Origin of the sequence: Lentilactobacillus sunkii DSM 19904, assembly GCF_001435575.1 — a bacterium.
Classification (GTDB): domain Bacteria; phylum Bacillota; class Bacilli; order Lactobacillales; family Lactobacillaceae; genus Lentilactobacillus; species Lentilactobacillus sunkii.
Genome location: NZ_AZEA01000003.1, coordinates 1 through 18,146, shown reverse-complemented (window position 1 = coordinate 18,146; position 18,146 = coordinate 1). Strand labels below are relative to the sequence as shown.

General features: G+C 42.8%; 16 protein-coding genes. 13 read left to right on the top strand and 3 right to left on the bottom strand.

Translation table 11 applies throughout. The annotated features are described in order from the left end of the window. Positions 1 to 119: 119 nt before the first annotated feature. From hrcA to lepA, 5 genes are all read left to right on the top strand, one after another. Entirely contained in the window at positions 120 to 1,157 is a 1,038-nt protein-coding gene (gene hrcA, locus FD17_RS03380; protein ID WP_057823625.1) for a heat-inducible transcriptional repressor HrcA, read from the top strand. Positions 1,158 to 1,174: 17 nt separating this feature from the next. Beyond that, positions 1,175 to 1,783, top strand: a complete 609-nt coding sequence (gene grpE, locus FD17_RS03375; protein ID WP_057823619.1) for a nucleotide exchange factor GrpE — start codon at positions 1,175 to 1,177, stop codon at positions 1,781 to 1,783. A gap of 27 nt (positions 1,784 to 1,810) precedes the next feature. Then, positions 1,811 to 3,688 (top strand): molecular chaperone DnaK, encoded by a 1,878-nt coding sequence (dnaK, locus tag FD17_RS03370; protein WP_057823617.1) that lies wholly within the window; start codon positions 1,811 to 1,813, stop codon positions 3,686 to 3,688. Between the two features lie 110 nt (positions 3,689 to 3,798). Beyond that, positions 3,799 to 4,947 (top strand): molecular chaperone DnaJ, encoded by a 1,149-nt coding sequence (gene dnaJ, locus FD17_RS03365; RefSeq protein WP_057823615.1) that lies wholly within the window; start codon positions 3,799 to 3,801, stop codon positions 4,945 to 4,947. Between the two features lie 154 nt (positions 4,948 to 5,101). Continuing rightward, the gene (gene lepA / locus FD17_RS03360; protein ID WP_057823613.1) at positions 5,102 to 6,940 is read left to right on the top strand and encodes a translation elongation factor 4; all 1,839 of its coding nucleotides are present in this window, start codon (positions 5,102 to 5,104) and stop codon (positions 6,938 to 6,940) included. 65 nt (positions 6,941 to 7,005) lie between these two features. On the opposite strand, the gene FD17_RS03355 is transcribed toward lepA, so the two are convergent. Then, complete coding sequence (locus FD17_RS03355; protein ID WP_057823611.1) at positions 7,006 to 7,446, bottom strand: hypothetical protein; 441 nt, start codon at positions 7,444 to 7,446, stop codon at positions 7,006 to 7,008. A gap of 128 nt (positions 7,447 to 7,574) precedes the next feature. Further along, positions 7,575 to 7,970 (bottom strand): hypothetical protein, encoded by a 396-nt coding sequence (locus tag FD17_RS03350; protein WP_057823609.1) that lies wholly within the window; start codon positions 7,968 to 7,970, stop codon positions 7,575 to 7,577. Positions 7,971 to 8,138: 168 nt separating this feature from the next. Here FD17_RS03350 and FD17_RS03345 point away from each other — a divergent pair, with 168 nt between their 5' ends. The 6 genes from FD17_RS03345 (at position 8,139) to FD17_RS03320 (ending at position 13,778) form a co-directional block, all read left to right on the top strand. Further along, positions 8,139 to 8,477 (top strand): hypothetical protein, encoded by a 339-nt coding sequence (locus FD17_RS03345; protein WP_176744945.1) that lies wholly within the window; start codon positions 8,139 to 8,141, stop codon positions 8,475 to 8,477. Between the two features lie 120 nt (positions 8,478 to 8,597). Then, positions 8,598 to 9,557 (top strand): 50S ribosomal protein L11 methyltransferase, encoded by a 960-nt coding sequence (gene prmA, locus FD17_RS03340; protein WP_057823607.1) that lies wholly within the window; start codon positions 8,598 to 8,600, stop codon positions 9,555 to 9,557. A gap of 2 nt (positions 9,558 to 9,559) precedes the next feature. Continuing rightward, a complete protein-coding gene (locus tag FD17_RS03335) occupies positions 9,560 to 10,300 on the top strand; it encodes a 16S rRNA (uracil(1498)-N(3))-methyltransferase (RefSeq protein ID WP_057823605.1) in 741 nt (246 codons plus the stop codon). A gap of 87 nt (positions 10,301 to 10,387) precedes the next feature. Next, entirely contained in the window at positions 10,388 to 12,616 is a 2,229-nt protein-coding gene (locus FD17_RS03330) for a RelA/SpoT family protein (RefSeq protein WP_057823604.1), read from the top strand. 12 nt (positions 12,617 to 12,628) lie between these two features. Next, a complete protein-coding gene (dtd, locus tag FD17_RS03325) occupies positions 12,629 to 13,075 on the top strand; it encodes a D-aminoacyl-tRNA deacylase (RefSeq protein ID WP_057823602.1) in 447 nt (148 codons plus the stop codon). Between the two features lie 61 nt (positions 13,076 to 13,136). Next, the gene (locus FD17_RS03320) at positions 13,137 to 13,778 is read left to right on the top strand and encodes an HAD-IA family hydrolase (protein ID WP_057823600.1); all 642 of its coding nucleotides are present in this window, start codon (positions 13,137 to 13,139) and stop codon (positions 13,776 to 13,778) included. Position 13,779: 1 nt separating this feature from the next. Here FD17_RS03320 and FD17_RS03315 read toward each other — a convergent pair whose 3' ends face one another. Beyond that, on the bottom strand, positions 13,780 to 14,622 hold the full coding sequence (locus FD17_RS03315; protein ID WP_057823964.1) for an N-acetylmuramoyl-L-alanine amidase family protein: 843 nt from the start codon (positions 14,620 to 14,622) through the stop codon (positions 13,780 to 13,782). Positions 14,623 to 14,988: 366 nt separating this feature from the next. Here FD17_RS03315 and hisS point away from each other — a divergent pair, with 366 nt between their 5' ends. Both hisS and aspS read left to right on the top strand, forming a co-directional pair. Beyond that, a complete protein-coding gene (gene hisS, locus FD17_RS03310) occupies positions 14,989 to 16,296 on the top strand; it encodes a histidine--tRNA ligase (RefSeq protein ID WP_057823597.1) in 1,308 nt (435 codons plus the stop codon). Positions 16,297 to 16,298: 2 nt separating this feature from the next. Beyond that, the gene (aspS, locus tag FD17_RS03305) at positions 16,299 to 18,086 is read left to right on the top strand and encodes an aspartate--tRNA ligase (RefSeq protein WP_057823595.1); all 1,788 of its coding nucleotides are present in this window, start codon (positions 16,299 to 16,301) and stop codon (positions 18,084 to 18,086) included. Positions 18,087 to 18,146: the final 60 nt, after the last annotated feature.

The window sequence follows — 18,146 nt, the reverse complement described above, 5'->3', positions numbered from 1 at the left end:
TCAACACAAAATAATGCTAAAATAACACTATATTCCCTTGACTTATAACATGTGGTTTGTTAAATTATAAATGTGCCTTAGCACTCGGGTATATTGAGTGCTAAAAAGAGGTGATTTAGGTGCTAACGGATAGGCAAAAGAATATTCTTCAAATAATCATTCGTGATTACACAAGAACAGGGATGCCAGTTGGTTCCAAGGCTTTGGCTGAGGAGTTTCCGACCCACGTTAGTTCCGCGACGGTCAGAAATGATATGGCTGCACTTGAATCAAAGGGCTTAATCACTAAAACGCATTTTTCATCAGGAAGGGTTCCGTCTATTGAAGGTTATCGTTACTACGTTGATAACCTTGTTCAACCGGATCCACTTGATGAGGGTGCGGAAGATTTAATCAAAACTTCTTTTAACAATGAGTTCAACCGGATTGATGAAATCGTTCAGGAATCAGCCAAAGTTTTGTCGGATTTAACCAACTATATGGCGCTGACCTTCAACCCCGAATCTGGAGACAACTTGAAGCTTGGTGGTTTTCGTCTTGTTAAATTAGATGACCGACAGGTGATGGCGATTATTGTGACCAACACCGGCCACGTGATCGATAAGATATTTAGGTTGGCCAATGTTTCATCCGAACAGTTGGAAACCATTGTGAATATTATCAACACCGAGCTGGTCGGCAAGCCTTTGAAGGATGTCATGGACAAGTTGAAATTTGACATTCCAATGCTCATGACTAAATATATTCAGACTCCTGAAGGGTTTTTGAAGATATTCGGTGACATGCTCAACGAAGCTGGTCGTGACAAGGTTCATGTTGATGGCGAGCTGAATTTATTGAAGTTTGCTGAACGTCAGAACATCGATCGACTGAAGCCGTTATACAACTTGCTTGGAACTGAGGATTCGGTATCAAAAATCATTGATCCGAACTCCAAGGATGTCCAAGTTAGAATTGGCGGCGAGCTCAGGAATGACTTGTTAAAAGATTATAGTATTATTACAGGAACTTATGATTTGAAAGAGTATGGTCATGGTGTGATAGCCGTAATTGGGCCAACCAGAATGCCTTACTCGAAAGTCATTGGAATAGTCGGTGCTTTGAGAGAAGAATTGACTAAGAAGCTGCTTGGCTATTACGATGATGACAATGATTAATTTAAGGAGGCGATTGTTTGGCAGACAGCAAGGATGATTCAGTTAAGAAGAATCAAAGCGGGCCAACACAGGACAAATCAGTTAAGGCTGGCGAGGCTGGGGAAAGCTCAGCTAAGCATGGCAAAAAAGCCGATAAGACCAAAAGCCGAGATTCAGATGATACTAAAAAATTAAAACAAACTGTTGTTGAGCTGCAAAAGAAGCTTGATGCAATGGAAGATAAGTTTCTTCGAGCTGAGGCTGATATGAGAAACATTGAGACTCACGCCAAGAAGGAACAAGCTGATTTGATCAAATATGATGGTCAGCAGTTGGCTCATGACATTTTGCCAATTGTTGACAACCTGCAGAGAGCATTAAAAGTTGATGTCACCGATGAGGGTGGCAAGCAGCTTAAGCAGGGTGTGTCGATGGTTTATAAGCATTTCAACAAGGCTTTATCTGATAATGGGGTTGAAGTGATTGATGCTTTGAATAAACCATTTGATCCAAAGTTTGATCAGGCTGTTCAGACTTCGCCAGCCGATGATGATCATCCGGCTGACACGGTTGTTCAGGTTCTTCAAGACGGATATCGCTTGAAGGATCGGGTTCTTCGACCAGCAATGGTTGTTGTAGCAAAATAAAACTTTAAAAGAAAAAGAGGATTATCTATGGCAAGTAATAAAATTATTGGTATTGATTTAGGAACTACTAACTCTGCCGTTGCGGTTCTTGAAGGCAGCGCACCTAAAATTATTCCAAATCCAGAAGGTGCCCGTACGACACCATCAGTTGTTGCATTTAAAGACGGCAAGCCACAGGTTGGTGAAGTTGCAAAACGACAAGAAATCACCAATCCAAATACTGTTCGGTCTATTAAGAGCCACATGGGTGAACAAGGTTACACCGTTGATATTGAAGGTAAGAAATATACCCCACAGCAAATTTCTGCAATGATTCTTCAATACATCAAGGAATTTGCTGAAGACTATGTTGGTGATAAGGTTGAAAATGCCGTTATTACTGTTCCTGCATACTTTAACGATGCCCAACGTCAAGCTACCAAAGATGCTGGTAAAATTGCCGGTTTAAACGTTAAGCGAATTATCAACGAACCAACTGCTGCCGCTTTGGCATATGGTATGGATAAGCAGGATAAAGACGAAAAGATCCTGGTATATGATTTAGGTGGTGGTACATTTGATGTTTCCATCCTTGAATTAGGTGATGGTGTCTTCCAAGTACTTTCTACCAATGGTGATACTCATCTTGGTGGCGACGACTTTGATCAACGAATTATTGACTGGTTGGTTGAAGGCTTCAAGAAAGACAACGGCGTTGACTTGTCCAAAGACAAGATGGCCTTACAACGTTTAAAGGATGCTGCTGAAAAAGCCAAGAAGGATCTTTCAGGTGTGACTGAATCAGAAATCAGTTTGCCATTTATCTCTGCCGGTGACAATGGTCCTTTGCATTTGCAAACCACATTGACCCGTGCGAAGTTCAACGAATTGACTTCCGACTTGGTTGCCAAGACCAAGGTTCCATTTGACAATGCTTTGAAGGATGCTAAATTAAGCACTTCAGACATTGACCAAGTTATCTTAAATGGTGGTTCAACTCGTATTCCAGCCGTCCAAGAAGCTGTTAAGTCATGGACTGGCAAGGATTCCAACCACTCAATCAACCCTGATGAAGCCGTTGCTTTGGGTGCCGCTGTTCAAGGTGGTGTTATCACCGGTGATGTTAAGGATGTTGTTTTACTTGATGTTACCCCATTGTCACTTGGTATTGAAACCATGGGTGGTGTCTTCACCAAGTTGATTGATCGTAACACGACGATTCCAACCAGCAAGTCACAGGTATTCTCGACTGCTGCTGATAACCAACCAGCCGTTGATATCCATGTTCTCCAAGGTGAACGTCCAATGGCTGCTGATGATAAAACATTAGGTCAATTCCAGTTGACTGACATTCCAGCCGCTCCTCGTGGGGTTCCTCAAATCGAAGTTAAATTTGATATTGACAAAAACGGTATCGTTAACGTTTCTGCCAAGGATAAGGGAACTGGTAAAGAGCAAAAGATCACTATCAAGGATTCATCAGGTCTTTCAGATGATGAAATTCAAAAGATGATGAAAGAAGCCAAAGAAAACGAAGAGGCTGATAAGCAACGTAAAGAGTCAGCCGATTTGAACAACGAAGTTGACCAATTGATTTTCCAGACTGACAAGACTCTTAAGGATGTTAAGGGTAAGGTATCAGACGACGAAATCAAGAAGGCTGAAGATGCTCGTGATGCACTTAAGAAAGCCAAGGAAGATAACAATGTTGATGAAATGAAGTCTAAGAAAGACGCATTGAACAAGATCGTCCAAGACTTAGCTGTTAAGTTGTATCAACAACAAGCTCCTAAAGACGGCGGTGCTGCTGGTGCCGGTCAAGCTGGCCCACAAAGCGGTACTACCGATGGCAAGAGCGACGGCAAAGGTGACGATGGTACCGTTGACGGCGACTTCCACGAAGTTCACGATGATGATAAAAAGTAATTTGTAAGCTTATATTTTTGATGAGAAGTCAAGGCCTGCTGGCTTTGGCTTTTTGTTAAAATATGGTATATTATCATGGTTAAAGTATTGAATGAGGATGGGAGTTTCTAATGGCAGAAAAAGATTATTATGATATTCTTGGAGTTTCCAAAGATGCCAGCGATGACGAAATAAAACACGCCTATCGCAAGCTTTCCAAAAAGTGGCATCCAGACATTAATAAAGCTCCTGATGCTGAAGCAAAATTTAAGGAAATTAACGAGGCTTACGAAACACTGAGTGATCCACAAAAGCGGGCCAACTATGACCAATATGGATCAGCCGATGGTGCAGGCGCCGGTTTTGGCGGCGGCCAAGGCGGGTTCAGCAATTTTGGCGGTGCTGGTGCTGGCGGTGGATTTGGATTTGATGACATATTCAGTCAATTCTTTGGCGGCGGTCAGCAAAGGTCAGATCCTTCGGCACCTCAACAAGGCCGTGATTTGCAATATCAGATGACCCTTGAATTTGAAGAAGCCATTTTCGGTAAGAAGACGGTTATCAAATACAATCGTGAAGCTCAATGTAAGACTTGTGGCGGTACCGGGGCCAAGCCTGGTACTTCACCTGTGACCTGTTCCAACTGTGGCGGTCGTGGCTATGTCACGACTGAAACCAACACGCCACTTGGCAGAATGCAGTCACGACAAGTTTGCCCTGTATGTCATGGGACTGGTAAGGAAATTAAAGAAAAGTGCCCAACTTGTGGCGGCAGTGGTAAAACTGACGAACGACACGAACTTGAAGTTAACGTTCCTGCCGGTATCGATGACGGCCAACAAATGAGACTTCAAGGGCAGGGTGAAGCCGGTGAAAACGGCGGCCCTTACGGAGATTTGTACATTGTCTTCCGTGTAAAGCCAAGTAAAGACTTTACCCGTGACGGTGCTACCATCTATGTTGACCAGCCGATTACGTTTGCCCGGGCTGCACTTGGCGGCAAGATCAAAGTCAAGACCGTTCATGGTGATGTCGAATTGAAGGTACCTGCTGGGACTCAGACCGGCACAACTTTCCGCTTAAAAGGCAAGGGTGCGCCAAGACTTCGTGGTAATGGTAATGGTGACGAGCGAGTCACTGTGACCGTTGTGACACCGAAGTCACTCAACAAGAACCAGAAGATTGCTTTGGAAGCATTTGCCAAGGCAAGTGGCGACAATATCGCCGGTAAGGGCGGCAGTAATTTTTTTGACAAGATGAAAGATGCTTTTGATAAATAAAATAGCAAATGATCATTTGAAAGGGGTCAGCTGGCGCAGTTGCGTTGCTTGCCTCTTTTTTATGTCATTGACGGGTTTGCCGGTTTAACTTTGGATAAACGTGAATGGCTGTTATAATTGTAAACAGTTAAACAAATGAAAGTGAGAATACAACATGGATTTAGAAAAAATGAAGGATCATCAAAAATATATTCGAAACTTTTCCATCGTTGCTCACATCGACCATGGGAAATCGACCTTGGCTGATCGAATTCTTGAAATGACGGATACCGTTGCCAAGCGGGATATGAAAGATCAATTACTGGATAACATGGATCTTGAACGAGAACGGGGTATCACGATCAAGTTGAACGCCGTTGAACTCACGTATCACGCCAAAGATGGTCATGATTATGAGTTTCACTTAATCGATACTCCTGGGCACGTCGACTTCTCCTATGAAGTGTCTCGAAGCCTGGCTGCCTGTGAGGGTGCCGTACTGGTCGTTGATGCAGCGCAGGGTGTGGAAGCTCAGACGTTGGCAAATGTTTATTTGGCAATTGATGACAACCTGGAAATTGTGCCGGTTATTAATAAAATTGATTTGCCTTCCGCTGAACCGGAAAAAGTTCGTACTGAAATTGAAAATGTGATTGGTTTGGATGCTTCCGATGCTGTTTTGGCCAGTGCCAAGAAAGGGATTGGGGTTCCAGAGCTCCTCGAACAAATTGTTCATAAGATTCCTGCACCGGATGGGGATGTTACAGCGCCGCTAAAAGCGTTGGTATTTGATTCCGTATATGATGATTATCGCGGGGTTGTCCTCAGTGTTCGTTTGTTTGAAGGCTCAGTTAAGCCGGGTGACAAAATTCGGATGATGAACAGCGGCAGTGAGTATGAAGTCACTGAAGTCGGTGTTAACTCACCTAAGCCGGTTAAGCGGGATTATCTGATGTCAGGAGACGTTGGTTACATTACCGCAAGCATCAAGGACATTACCCAAACCCGAGTTGGTGATACTGTCACAAACGCATTGGACCCAGCTGATGAGGCATTGCCAGGTTATCGGGAAATGAATCCAATGGTCTATGCCGGACTCTATCCGACTGATAACGCCAAGTTTGATGATTTACGTGAAGCACTGGAAAAATTAAAGCTAAATGATGCCGCATTGGAATTTGAGCCCGAAATTTCCAAAGCCTTGGGATTCGGTTTTCGCTGCGGGTTCCTTGGCTTGCTGCATATGGATGTGGTTCAGGAACGGTTGGAACGAGAATTTAATCTTGAGCTGATTACAACTGCACCATCTGTTACCTACGAGGTTAAGTTGACTGACGGTGACACTAAAACAGTTGAAAATCCTTCAGAAATGCCGGATGTTTCATCAATCAAGGAAATTTCAGAACCATACGTTAAAGCAACTATTATGGTTCCCAATGATTATGTTGGGCCGGTAATGGAGCTTTGCCAGCGTCGACGTGGTGAGTTTGATACGATGGAGTACTTGGATGAATACCGGGTCAATGTGATTTATCACATGCCATTATCGGAAATCATTTTCGACTTTTTTGATAAATTAAAATCGAGTACCAAGGGTTATGCCTCTCTCGACTATGATTTGGAAGATTACAAAGCAAGTGACTTGGTTAAAATTGATATCTTGTTGAATGGTGAAAAAGTTGATGCTTTGAGCTTCATTTCTCATAGGCAATTTGCTGCTACTCGTGCCAGAGACATTGTCGGGAAATTGAAAAATATTATTCCTCGACAGAACTTTGAGATTCCTGTTCAGGCTGCGATTGGCGCCAAAATCATTGCCAGAACCAACATCAAAGCCTATCGAAAGGATGTCACTGCCAAATTGTATGGTGGTGATCGAACTCGTCGGATGAAGCTGTTGGAGAAGCAAAAGGTTGGTAAGAAACGGATGAAGGCTGTTGGGAAGGTTGATATCCCACAAGAAGCCTTCATGGCAGTTCTTCAAACTGATGAGGAAGAAAAAGGCGACAAATAATTGCCCAATTTAAAATCCCATTACCGGATGATGTTCATCCGAGTAATGGGATTTTTGATAAATCATTATTTTTCGGCTTCCAGCTGATTAGGTTCAGGAGCTAGACGGTTATAAAGAATCTCCAAATGCTCCAGTTCCAACTTGTTGCTGATGATGTCATTGAAAAGCTGTTCAAGTGCTGCAGTCATGGCTTTTTCATCAGGCTGGGCATCCTTTGATTCAACTTTTGCCTGTTGAATCTCATATAACTCTTGAAGTAGGTTGATCAAGCGGTGGCGGAAGTGAGACAGCTGGATGGAATTTGGCATGTCATCATTCTCATGCTTAACGTGATAATCGAAATAGCGTTCTAGCTTTTCCACGGTGTTCAATGATAGATTATCAACTTTTCTTGTCTGATTTCTTAAACGAATAATAATTGAAGAATTGACCCCCGTGAGTTTCTGGATTTGATAGGCACTATCATGACTATTGATAACTGCCTGAATTTTTTCTCTTGTATTCATATTCATTTCCCCCAAATGATAAAAATCTAATGATAAAAATCCAGTAAAATTCTTATTTACCCTGTCACAGTTACCATATGACAATTGACATATATTTGTCAAACTTTTATGCTTTATATGTAGACAAATCAGCCAATTCGCAGTTCGGTTACCAATTTAGTATCAATAATTGGATGACCATCATTGCCTGCATGGGTGATGACCCGGTCGATCATGTTATTATCTTGAATGTATTGATCAAAAAATTGTTTGGACGGAACCTCCAGCAGACTTCGATCATGTGATTGTTCAAAGGAAACCTGATCAAGCAGTAAGTTTTTAGGCGTTGCCGAAAAGATATTATAAATTGCTTTGAGGGCAACTTCACCTGATTTTAAGATGGTCGGATCGAGATAACTTCTTAGGAATAGCTGATGCCCCTCAAAAATGGTGTCACTGGAATGTGACTTCAACACAGCCCGATACCGAATCTCCAACGTATCAGGACGAATTTTGTTGATGAATCGAATTCGAAATAGTTCCATTGTTCTCAGCTCCTTTACTACATCATATGCTAAACTAGTTAAGTAGCGCAACTTTAATTGAGTATGAGAAAGAATTTGCGTTTTCTTTCATATTCAATTATTATATATATTAATTCGTTTTTTATTCGATTTGAAAAGTTAAAATTTGATAAGCTGGGAGGTGTTATTATTCTAAGTCGAACGAAACAATATTTAAGAAAAAACGGTTACTTCTATAAAAAAGAATATATTCGCCCCTTACTCACACCGGACAATATTTATATCTTCAGATTTGGCCGTGACCGCTTGGATAACCGGCTTATTATTCGGTACAGTCATAAGTGGACTGGCAGACAGCGAATCAACGAAATTGATTTGCGCCTTCATAAACAAAAGCATCCCCGGATTTTTGAAAATGAATCTGAACTACTGAACTATTTGGAAGGCCATTTACTAAAGCACGAGGCCAAGGTACGGGCCAGAGAAGCGGAAAAAAAGCATGAAGTATCAGACAGTCCGTCTAAATGATACGGGTTCTAACAGAAGCTGGTTTTTGCCTAATTTGGGCTGAAACCAGCTTTCCGTTTAAAATGGATAAAAACCAATGTATTGCAACAGCAGTGGAATGCATAATCAAAGGAGAAATCAATGGATTGGACAGAGTTATCAATCATTACAACCAGTGAGGCAGTCGAAGCCGTCTCCAATATTTTGATGGAGAACGGTGCATCCGGTGTTTCAATCGAGGATGCAAAAGATTTTGAGAAATTAAAGCCCGGCCGTTACGGCGATCATGGTGAAATTGTCGATCCCAAAAATCTGGCTCATATTGCTCAAGGCGCCATTGTGTCGGCTTATTACCCGAACAAGCAGCACATTGATCAACAGGCTGATAACATTGCCCAAAAAGTTCGCAATTTGAGTAAATTTGGTTTGAACCCCGGTCCAGCCGAGGTAAATGTCACGCCAGTTGTCAATCAGGACTGGCAAACTGCATGGGAGAAGTATTATCACCCCGTTTCAATATCAAGATTCATTACAATTGTTCCGAGCTGGGAGGATTATCAGCCTAAATCTGAATTTGAACAGATTGTTCGTTTGGACCCGGGAATGGCATTTGGCACCGGGACTCATCCGACGACACGCCTATCTCTTCAAGCGCTTGAAATTGTGATGCAAGGCGGTGAATCAATTCTGGATGTCGGAACTGGATCCGGTGTCTTGAGCATCGCTGCAAAGTTGATGGGGGCTGGTGAAATTTCAGCATTCGATGTCGATGATATTGCGGTAAGATCAGCTGAAAAAAACATTCAACTTAACCCGGCAGCAAAGAATATCCATGTGTCCGCCAACGATCTGCTGAAGGGAATTCATCAACAGGTTGACATCGTGGTGGCAAATATTCTTGCTGAAATTATTATTCCGTTGGTGCCCCAAGCTTGGGACAATTTAAAGCCAGATGGTTATTTTTTGACTTCCGGAATTATCAAGGATAAATTTGATGTTGTCCGATCAGCAATGGTTGATCAGGGATTTCAAATTGTCGAGACATTGAAAATGAAAGATTGGTATGGCATTATTGCTCAAAAACCAAAGGATGAGGAATAGTCATGCAACATTATTTTATGAATCAAACATTAACAACCGGTCAAACAATTCAACTTCCAACAAACATTTCCCATCATCTGGGGAAAGTTTTGCGAGCTGAAGTTGGTGACCACATTGAATTGGTATCGTTGGAGCACCAAGTATTTGAGGCCGAAGTCAACAAGCTTGATGGTAGTGAAGTCGATGCGACAATTTTGAAGTCCACTCAGAAGAATGTCGAACTGCCACTGGCAGTTACAATCGTAAGCGGTTTGTCAAAGGGCAATAAACCTGAGTGGATTGTTCAAAAAGCAACTGAACTAGGTGTTTCGCAGGTGATTTTTCTGCCAATGAACTGGTCGGTTGTCAAATGGAACCAAAAGGCATCCAAAAAAATTGCCCGATTGAATGAAGTTGCCTTGAGTGCAGCCGAACAGTCTCATCGAAACAAAGTACCGAATGTGACGTATCTTGATGGACTAAAGTCATTGACCGAACTCAACTTTGATACCAAACTTGTCGCTTATGAAGAATCGGCCAAGGATGGTGAAGAAACCCAATTGGTCAAAGCTGTCAAGCGGACTTCAGCGGGTCAATCGATTGTCGCAGTATTTGGGCCGGAAGGCGGGATCAGTGAAGCCGAAATTGCCTTGTTAAAAGACAATGGATTCGTCCTCGCCGGCCTCGCGCCACGGATCATGCGGACAGAGACGGCACCTCTGTATTTTTTGAGTGCTGTTTCAGTATTAACCGAACTGATTTAGTTAGCTGAATTACGTTGACAACAATGATATTATTATGATAAAGATTAATTGATGAACGCCTCCGGGCAGAAGAGAAGAGTTGATAGAATGGCAACCAAAATATGGACGCCAGATGATGTCATTGATAAAGTTTCTGAATACATGAACAAGGAACATGTCGATGAGATCAAAAAAGCGTATAAATTCGCAAAAATCGCTCACCAATATCAAAAACGCCAATCCGGTGAGCCCTATATCACACATCCAACTCAAGTTGCAGGAATTCTTGCTGACCTGCATATGGATCCTGAGACCGTTTCAGCCGGTTTTCTTCATGATGTAGTAGAAGATACCGGTGCCACCTTAAGTGACATTCAGGAGCTGTTTGGCCATGATATCGCGCTGATTGTCGATGGGGTTACCAAGCTGTCCAAAATCAAATACAAATCGAGCGAAGAACGGCTGGCTGAAAACCATCGAAAGCTTCTTCTGGCAATGTGTAAAGATATCAGAGTCATGATTGTTAAGTTGGCTGATCGGCTGCATAACATGCGGACGCTTAAGTCGTTGCGCCCTGATAAGCAACGCCGAATTGCCAGTGAAACCTTGGAAATCTACGCACCGATTGCTGATCGTTTAGGTATCGGAACCATCAAGTGGGAGCTCGAAGATATTTCCCTGCGTTATCTTAACCCGCAGCAATATTATCGAATTGTTCATTTGATGAATTCACGTCGTGATCAGCGGGTGGATTATATTGACAAAGCAATTAGTGAAGTCAAACACGCAATTTCTGCATTAGGTGTCAAGGCGGAAATCTACGGCCGGCCGAAGCACATTTACTCCGTTTATCGCAAAATGGTTGAAAAACACAAGCAGTTCAGTCAAATCTATGATCTGCTTGCAATCCGGGTGATTGTTGACTCGATTAAGGACTGTTATGCAGTTTTGGGGGCAATTCACTCTGAGTGGAAACCAATGCCAGGCCGATTTAAAGACTATATCGCAATGCCAAAGGCCAACATGTATCAATCCCTGCATACCACGGTTATTGGACCCGAAGGCAAACCTTTGGAAGTTCAGATCCGGACTGAGGAAATGCACCGGGTTGCTGAGTTTGGTATTGCTGCTCACTGGGCATACAAGGAAGGTATTACCAGCGGGGTTAAAACTTCCCAAGACAACAACAAACTGAATTGGTTTAAGCAAATCATCGAACTGCAGGAAGATACCGATGACGCTGCCGATTTTATGGACAGTGTCAAAGGTGAACTGTTTGGCGATCATGTTTACGTCTTTACCCCCAAAGGCGACGTTTATGAACTTCCCAAGGGTGCTGGACCGCTTGACATGGCTTACATGATTCACACTGAGGTTGGAAACCATACAACTGGTGCCAGGGTTAACGGCAAGATTGTCCCACTGGATCATCAAGTGAAAAATGGTGATATTGTCGACATCATTACCGCAACCGGATCAGCCGGTCCAAGTCGTGATTGGCTGAAGCTGGTCCATACCCGACGTGCCAGAAATAAAATCAAGCAGTACTTCAGACAAGAAGACCGCACTAAGAATGTTGACGACGGGCGAAATTTGATTTCCAGAAGACTGCGGGAAGCCGGATTCGAACCCAATCGGATTATGGTTCCCGATAACTTGGAGAAAGCTGCCGTTAATATGCATTACCAGCATGCCGATGATTTATTGGCCGCCGTTGGTTTCGGTGATGTTCAGCCAACCGGGGTTATCAATCGACTGACCGAAGATGCCCGGGCTCAGCTTAAAAAAGAACGCCAGGATAAAGCCGAAAAGGAAGTTCTCGAAGGTCATCAGACAATTTCTGAAGATGCGGAAACGACGAAAAAACAAAAGAAACGAAAATCTTCCAACGGGATTGTCATCGAGGGTGTCGATAACTTATTAGTTCGACTGAGTCATTGCTGTACCCCAGTACCAGGTGATGAAATTGTCGGGTATATTACCAAGGGCCGTGGTGTTTCAATCCATCGTGTCGACTGCCCAAATATTAAGACTGCCGAAGAAAATGGCGAGCGCTTAATTGAAGTTGCTTGGGCCAACAACCCTGAAGAACGAACGATTTATGATGCCAGCCTGTCAGTTCAGGGATACAATCGAGCCGGCTTGTTGACTAATGTGTTAACTGCAGTCAACAGTGTTACGAAGTCTGTATCTTCAGTCAACGGCCAGGTGGATAATAATAAAATGGCTACAATTACATTGGCCGTTGGTGTCCGGAATTTGGAACAGCTGGATCGATTAATCGGTGCAATCAAGAATGTTCACGACGTTTACTTGGTTGAACGAAAATTCAGATAGGAGTTTAGCTCGATGAGAGTCGTATTGCAAAGAGTAAGAGAAGCGTCTGTTAGTATCGACGGCAAAGTACATGGTCAAATTGGCAAAGGCTTTGCACTATTGGTTGGTGTCAGCGATACTGATGGTGATGAAGAAGTTGCCTATTTAACTCATAAAATTAGCAAACTGAGAGTGTTTGAAGATGAAAACGGCAAGTTGAATCTTGACATTAATGCCGTTCATGGAGCCATTTTATCAATTTCTCAGTTTACACTGTATGCAGATACCAAGAAGGGTAACCGTCCCAGCTTCACCAATGCCGGTGAACCCGAACACGCAGATAAAGTGTATGAACAGCTCAACGACAGTCTGCGTCAAACTGGGCTGGACGTTCAAAGTGGCGTTTTCGGCGCCGATATGTTGGTTAATATTCAAAATGATGGTCCCGTGACTATTATTTTTGATACAGAACATAAGTGATATTTTGAATGACAAATAAAAGTCGAATCTTTACGATTCGGCTTTTTTAAGGAGTGGTAAGATGATTAATCAATTGTTTTGGGATTTTGACGGAACGCTTTTTGATACTTATCCAAAAATGGTTGCAGCATTTGTTCAAGCGCTTGGTGACTTGGGAATTGATGATGTCGAGATTGACCAGCATCAAATATATGTGATTATGCGCCAGCATGATGTTGGAACCGCCATCAGAAAGTTTTCGTCATTTTATGGAATTGAGGAAAAACAATTACGGAAGTTAAACAAGAAGTATCAAACTGAGTTGGTTGAGGATGCCTTGCCATTTCCTGGTGCCAAAGAAGTTCTTGAATTAGCAATCTCGATGAATGGCCGCAACTTTTTACTGACGCATCGGGATGATCAAGCTAAATCAATGTTGAAGAAATTTGACCTTCTTGAGGATTTTAGTGACTTTGTGACCTCAGACCAAAACTTTCCAAGGAAGCCAAAGCCGGATTCAATTAATTGGTTAATCAAATCCAACGAAGTCGACAGAAAAAAAGCGATCATGATTGGCGACCGCAAACTTGATGTTGCTGCGGGGCACAATGCAAATATCGCTTCATGTCTGTTTGATCCAGATGGAATTATTGTTGATTCCGGTAACCCGGAGATCCGAGTGACCGAAATTAATGAACTGGTTCCTTGGTTGACCAATAAATAATTTAATTATTATTTTTAAAATAGTTTGCAATTCCGTTAACAACATCGGTGGCAAGCTTTTTTTGATACGCTGGATCTTTTATTTGTTTGAAATCTTTTTTGGTGTTAATGTAGCCGCCTTCAATCAGGATTGCAGGGACGGAATTGTCTCGAATTACCAGGAAGTTTCCGAAATCCACACCTCGGGAAGGAAGGGGAAGGTCGCTCATGTTGTTATTCACGGCCTTTGCCAACTTTTTAGAATCACCATCATGATAAAAATAACACGTGTACCCCGAGGCAACGTTATTTTCATCGGATGAATCGAAATGAAAACTCACAAAAATATTGGCGGATGCCGAGTTGGCAACTTCAGGTCTTGCGGCTAACGGCACGGTTTTATCGCTGTCACGGGTCATGACGACGCGAGCACCACGGGCTTGAAGCTTTCGTTCCACCCGTTTGGCGACCTCCAGCGTGTAGCGCTTTTCAGGCTGTCCGTTCATCGACAGGGCGCCGGTATCCGAACCGCCATGCCCTGGATCAAGGACGATGGTTGCTTCAGATAGCCGGGTGACGTTTTGCACGTTGGTATTTTGAACCAGCCAAGCAGCAACCCAGCCGATTGTCCGATGCTTGTAAATAACTTTGATCCAGTTGCTTTTTCGGCTGATAACCTGGAGACGTTGTCCATGCTTGACTTTTGCCTTGACCGAATAAGTGACTGAAGGCCCACTTCGAATATTCAATTGATTGACTTTTACAGTGACTGAATTTGATTCCAACGATAGGATCAACACAAAAAACGTAATGATGATCGCTAAAGTTGCGATAATCCAGCTTTTATTTTCCCAGAATTTTTTCACGGTCAAATCTTTCCTCACTCAAATAATAATATTATAGTTGAAATCAGCTTGCGAGGCTAGTCTGATTAAAAATCATCTCGATGTTCTCTTGACATTTTGTGTCGGTTAATCTAATCTTAAAGGCAGTTAAATATTCAACCGATAAAAAGAACTGTCGGAATAATTGGCTTCCAGAGAGCATTCATTTGGTGAAAGAATGCGTCAATTATTCTGAAGTGACACTTTTTGCTAATGATGGTTAATAGCGAAATGCTATTCGTGCGAGCGTTATCCTTGAGAAATAATTAAGGTGGTACCGTGCGCATTGCACCCTTGTCTTCGGGCAGGGGTCTTTTTTTTCGGAAATTTAAGTGGGAGGAAACAATTATGAGATATCAACGACCAAAAGGAACGGCTGATATTTTACCAGGCGAGGCTCAAAAATGGAATTACGTTGAAGAAACGGCCCGGATGTTGTTTAACGATTATCGTTATCAGGAAATTCGGACACCAATGTTTGAAAGTTTCGATGTCTTTTCCAGAACGTCTGGCGATACTTCCGACGTTGTGACTAAAGAAATGTATGATTTTAAAGATAAAGGCGATCGCCATATGAGTTTACGCCCAGAGGGAACGGCGGGCGTTGTTCGAGCGTTTGTCGAAAACAAGCTCTATGGTCCCGAACATCCACGTCCAGTCAAAGTCTTTTACATGGGTTCGATGTTCCGTTATGAGCGGCCACAATCCGGTCGCCAACGGGAATTCCACCAGATTGGTGTTGAAGCTTTTGGCAGTGATGAACCGGAATTGGATGTTGAAGTAATTGCAATGGGGATGGATTTACTAAAGCACTTTGGTTTATCCAATCTTAGACTGGAAATTAACTCCTTGGGCGACAAAGAGTCCCGTGACGCTTATCGACAAGCGTTGATTGATTATCTGGATCCCCATTTTGATGAATTAAGCGATGACTCTAAAGTGCGTCTGCACAAAAACCCACTTCGGGTGCTGGACAGTAAAGACAAACGAGATAAAGAAATTGTGAAGGGTGCGCCTTCAATTTTAGATTATCTCAACGAAAAATCGCAAAAGCATTTTGATAAAGTCAAAAGCCTTCTGGAATCATTAAACATCCCATATGTCATTGATCCCGATATGGTTCGTGGCCTTGATTATTATAACCATACAATTTTTGAGATTATGGCAAATTCCAAGGCATTGGGGGATGGATACACCACAATCTGTGCAGGTGGTCGATATAACGGCCTGGTTGAACAGCTGGGTGGTCCGGAAATGCCTGGAATTGGCTTTGGCCTTGGAATGGAACGCTTGATGCTCTTAATGGAAGCTCAGGGGGTTAAGTTCCCGGTTCTTGATCAGCTTGATGCCTATGTGGTTGGAATTGGTGAACAGACCAGCGTTTTGACACTGCAAATTGTTCAAGCCTTGCGTGCTGATGGCTTTGCAGCGGATCGTGATTATCTCAACCGAAAGCCAAAGGCCCAGTTCAAGACAGCCAATAAGTTAAACGCCCAGTACACGATCACGATTGGTGAAAGTGAATTGGAAAATAAAACTGCCAATGTTAAGCAGATGCAGACTGGCAAGGAAGTTTCAGTACCGCTTGCTGATATTTTCAAAGATTTTGACGATATCATTACCAAATATTTTACAGATGATGAGGAGATTGATTAGACATGAAGAGAACTACCTATGCTGGCCTTGTTGATGAGCAGCTCATCGGCGAGGAAGTTGTCCTGAAAGGCTGGGTTCAAAAACGTCGTGACCTGGGTGGCCTGATTTTCATTGAACTGCGTGATCGCGAGGGAATTGTTCAACTGGTATTCAGTGAAGAATTTGGAAAAGATGCTTTAGCAGTTGCCGACAAGCTTCGAAGTGAATTTGTTGTTGAGGCCAAAGGTAAAGTTGTTGCTCGGGACCCTAAAGAAATTAATCCAAAGATGAAGACCGGTAAGATCGAAGTTGATATTACTGACGCAAAAATCTTGGCTACTGCCAAAACTCCGCCATTTTACATTCAAGATGGAATTAACGTTTCTGAAGATTTGAAGCTCAAGTACCGGTACTTGGATCTTCGTCGTCCTGAAATGCAAAAAAACATTTTATTAAGAAATCGCATTATCCAGTCAATTCACAGTTATTTTGACAAGAATGACTTCATTGATATTGAAACACCAACATTGACTAAATCAACGCCTGAAGGTGCCCGTGATTATCTGGTTCCATCACGGGTTTATCCCGGTTCATTCTACGCACTGCCACAGTCACCACAACAGTTCAAACAATTGTTGATGGGTGCCGGTTTTGATAAGTATTATCAAATTGCCCGCTGTTATCGTGATGAAGATTTGCGTGGCGACCGTCAGCCTGAATTTACCCAGATTGATATGGAAATGTCATTCGCCGATCAGGAAGAAATTGAGGACGTGACTGAAGGCTTCATCGCCAAGGTCATGAAAGATGCCATGGGAATCGATGTTAAGTTACCATTCCAGCGTATGGACTGGGATGAGTCAATGGCCCGATATGGTACTGATCAGCCTGATGTTCGTTTCGGAATGGAATTAAAGGATCTTTCAGATATTATGAAAGATGTTGATTTCAAGGTATTCTCCGGTGCTGTCAAAGATGGCGGTCAGGTTAAGGCAATTGCCGTTCCAGGTGGTGCTGAAAAGTATTCACGTAAGGATTTGGATAAGTTTGCCGACTACGTTGAACGATTTGGTGCCAAAGGCCTTGCATGGTTGAAGGTTACCGATGATGGCTTTAACGGGCCAATCGCAAAATTCTTTAAAGATGCCGATCTTCGCGAAAAGATTTTAGCAAAAGCCGAAGCAAAACCAGGCGACTTGCTATTGTTTGCTGCCGACAACAGTCGGGTTGTTGCCAACACCTTGGCTTATCTCCGTGTTGAAATCGCTAAGGAACAAGACATGATTGACGAGTCCAAGTTTGCATTCCTCTGGATTGTGAACTGGCCATTGTTTGACTGGGATGTAGATTTAAAGCGTTACGTTGCTGCTCACCATCCATTCACCATGCCTAATGAAAATGATGTTCATTACTTGATGAACGAGGGTGAAGATCCTCATAAAGCTTATGCTCAAAGTTATGACATCATCCTTAACGGTCTTGAACTGGGTGGCGGATCGATTCGTATTCACACTCGAGCCCTTCAAGAAAAGATGTTTGAAGCACTTGGCTTTACAAAAGAGAGTGCCGAAGCTCAATTTGGCTACTTCCTAAATGCTCTGGACTATGGTTTTCCACCTCATGGCGGTCTTGCTATTGGGTTGGACCGTTTCGTACGATTGCTTGCCGACCGTGATAACATTCGTGATGTTATTGCGTTCCCTAAGAACTCAAAAGCAGTTGAACCATTAACGAGTGCACCACAACCAGTTGCAACCAAACAGCTTGAAGATCTGGGCTTGTTTGTTGCCAAGCCGGATGGTGAAAAATAATTAATCGTTTTTAAATTAAACAATTATCTAAAAGGGGCCGGGACATAAGTCCCGCCGATA

Excerpts from the sequence above, each read along its gene's own strand:
- dnaK (WP_057823617.1), top strand. The coding sequence starts at position 1,811 with ATGGCAAGTAATAAAATTATTGGTATTGATTTAGGAACTACTAACTCT.
- dnaJ (WP_057823615.1), top strand. The coding sequence starts at position 3,799 with ATGGCAGAAAAAGATTATTATGATATTCTTGGAGTTTCCAAAGATGCC.
- lepA (WP_057823613.1), top strand. The coding sequence starts at position 5,102 with ATGGATTTAGAAAAAATGAAGGATCATCAAAAATATATTCGAAACTTT.
- FD17_RS03355 (WP_057823611.1), bottom strand. The coding sequence starts at position 7,446 with ATGAATACAAGAGAAAAAATTCAGGCAGTTATCAATAGTCATGATAGT.
- FD17_RS03350 (WP_057823609.1), bottom strand. The coding sequence starts at position 7,970 with ATGGAACTATTTCGAATTCGATTCATCAACAAAATTCGTCCTGATACG.
- prmA (WP_057823607.1), top strand. The coding sequence starts at position 8,598 with ATGGATTGGACAGAGTTATCAATCATTACAACCAGTGAGGCAGTCGAA.
- FD17_RS03335 (WP_057823605.1), top strand. The coding sequence starts at position 9,560 with ATGCAACATTATTTTATGAATCAAACATTAACAACCGGTCAAACAATT.
- FD17_RS03330 (WP_057823604.1), top strand. The coding sequence starts at position 10,388 with ATGGCAACCAAAATATGGACGCCAGATGATGTCATTGATAAAGTTTCT.
- dtd (WP_057823602.1), top strand. The coding sequence starts at position 12,629 with ATGAGAGTCGTATTGCAAAGAGTAAGAGAAGCGTCTGTTAGTATCGAC.
- FD17_RS03320 (WP_057823600.1), top strand. The coding sequence starts at position 13,137 with ATGATTAATCAATTGTTTTGGGATTTTGACGGAACGCTTTTTGATACT.
- hisS (WP_057823597.1), top strand. The coding sequence starts at position 14,989 with ATGAGATATCAACGACCAAAAGGAACGGCTGATATTTTACCAGGCGAG.
- aspS (WP_057823595.1), top strand. The coding sequence starts at position 16,299 with ATGAAGAGAACTACCTATGCTGGCCTTGTTGATGAGCAGCTCATCGGC.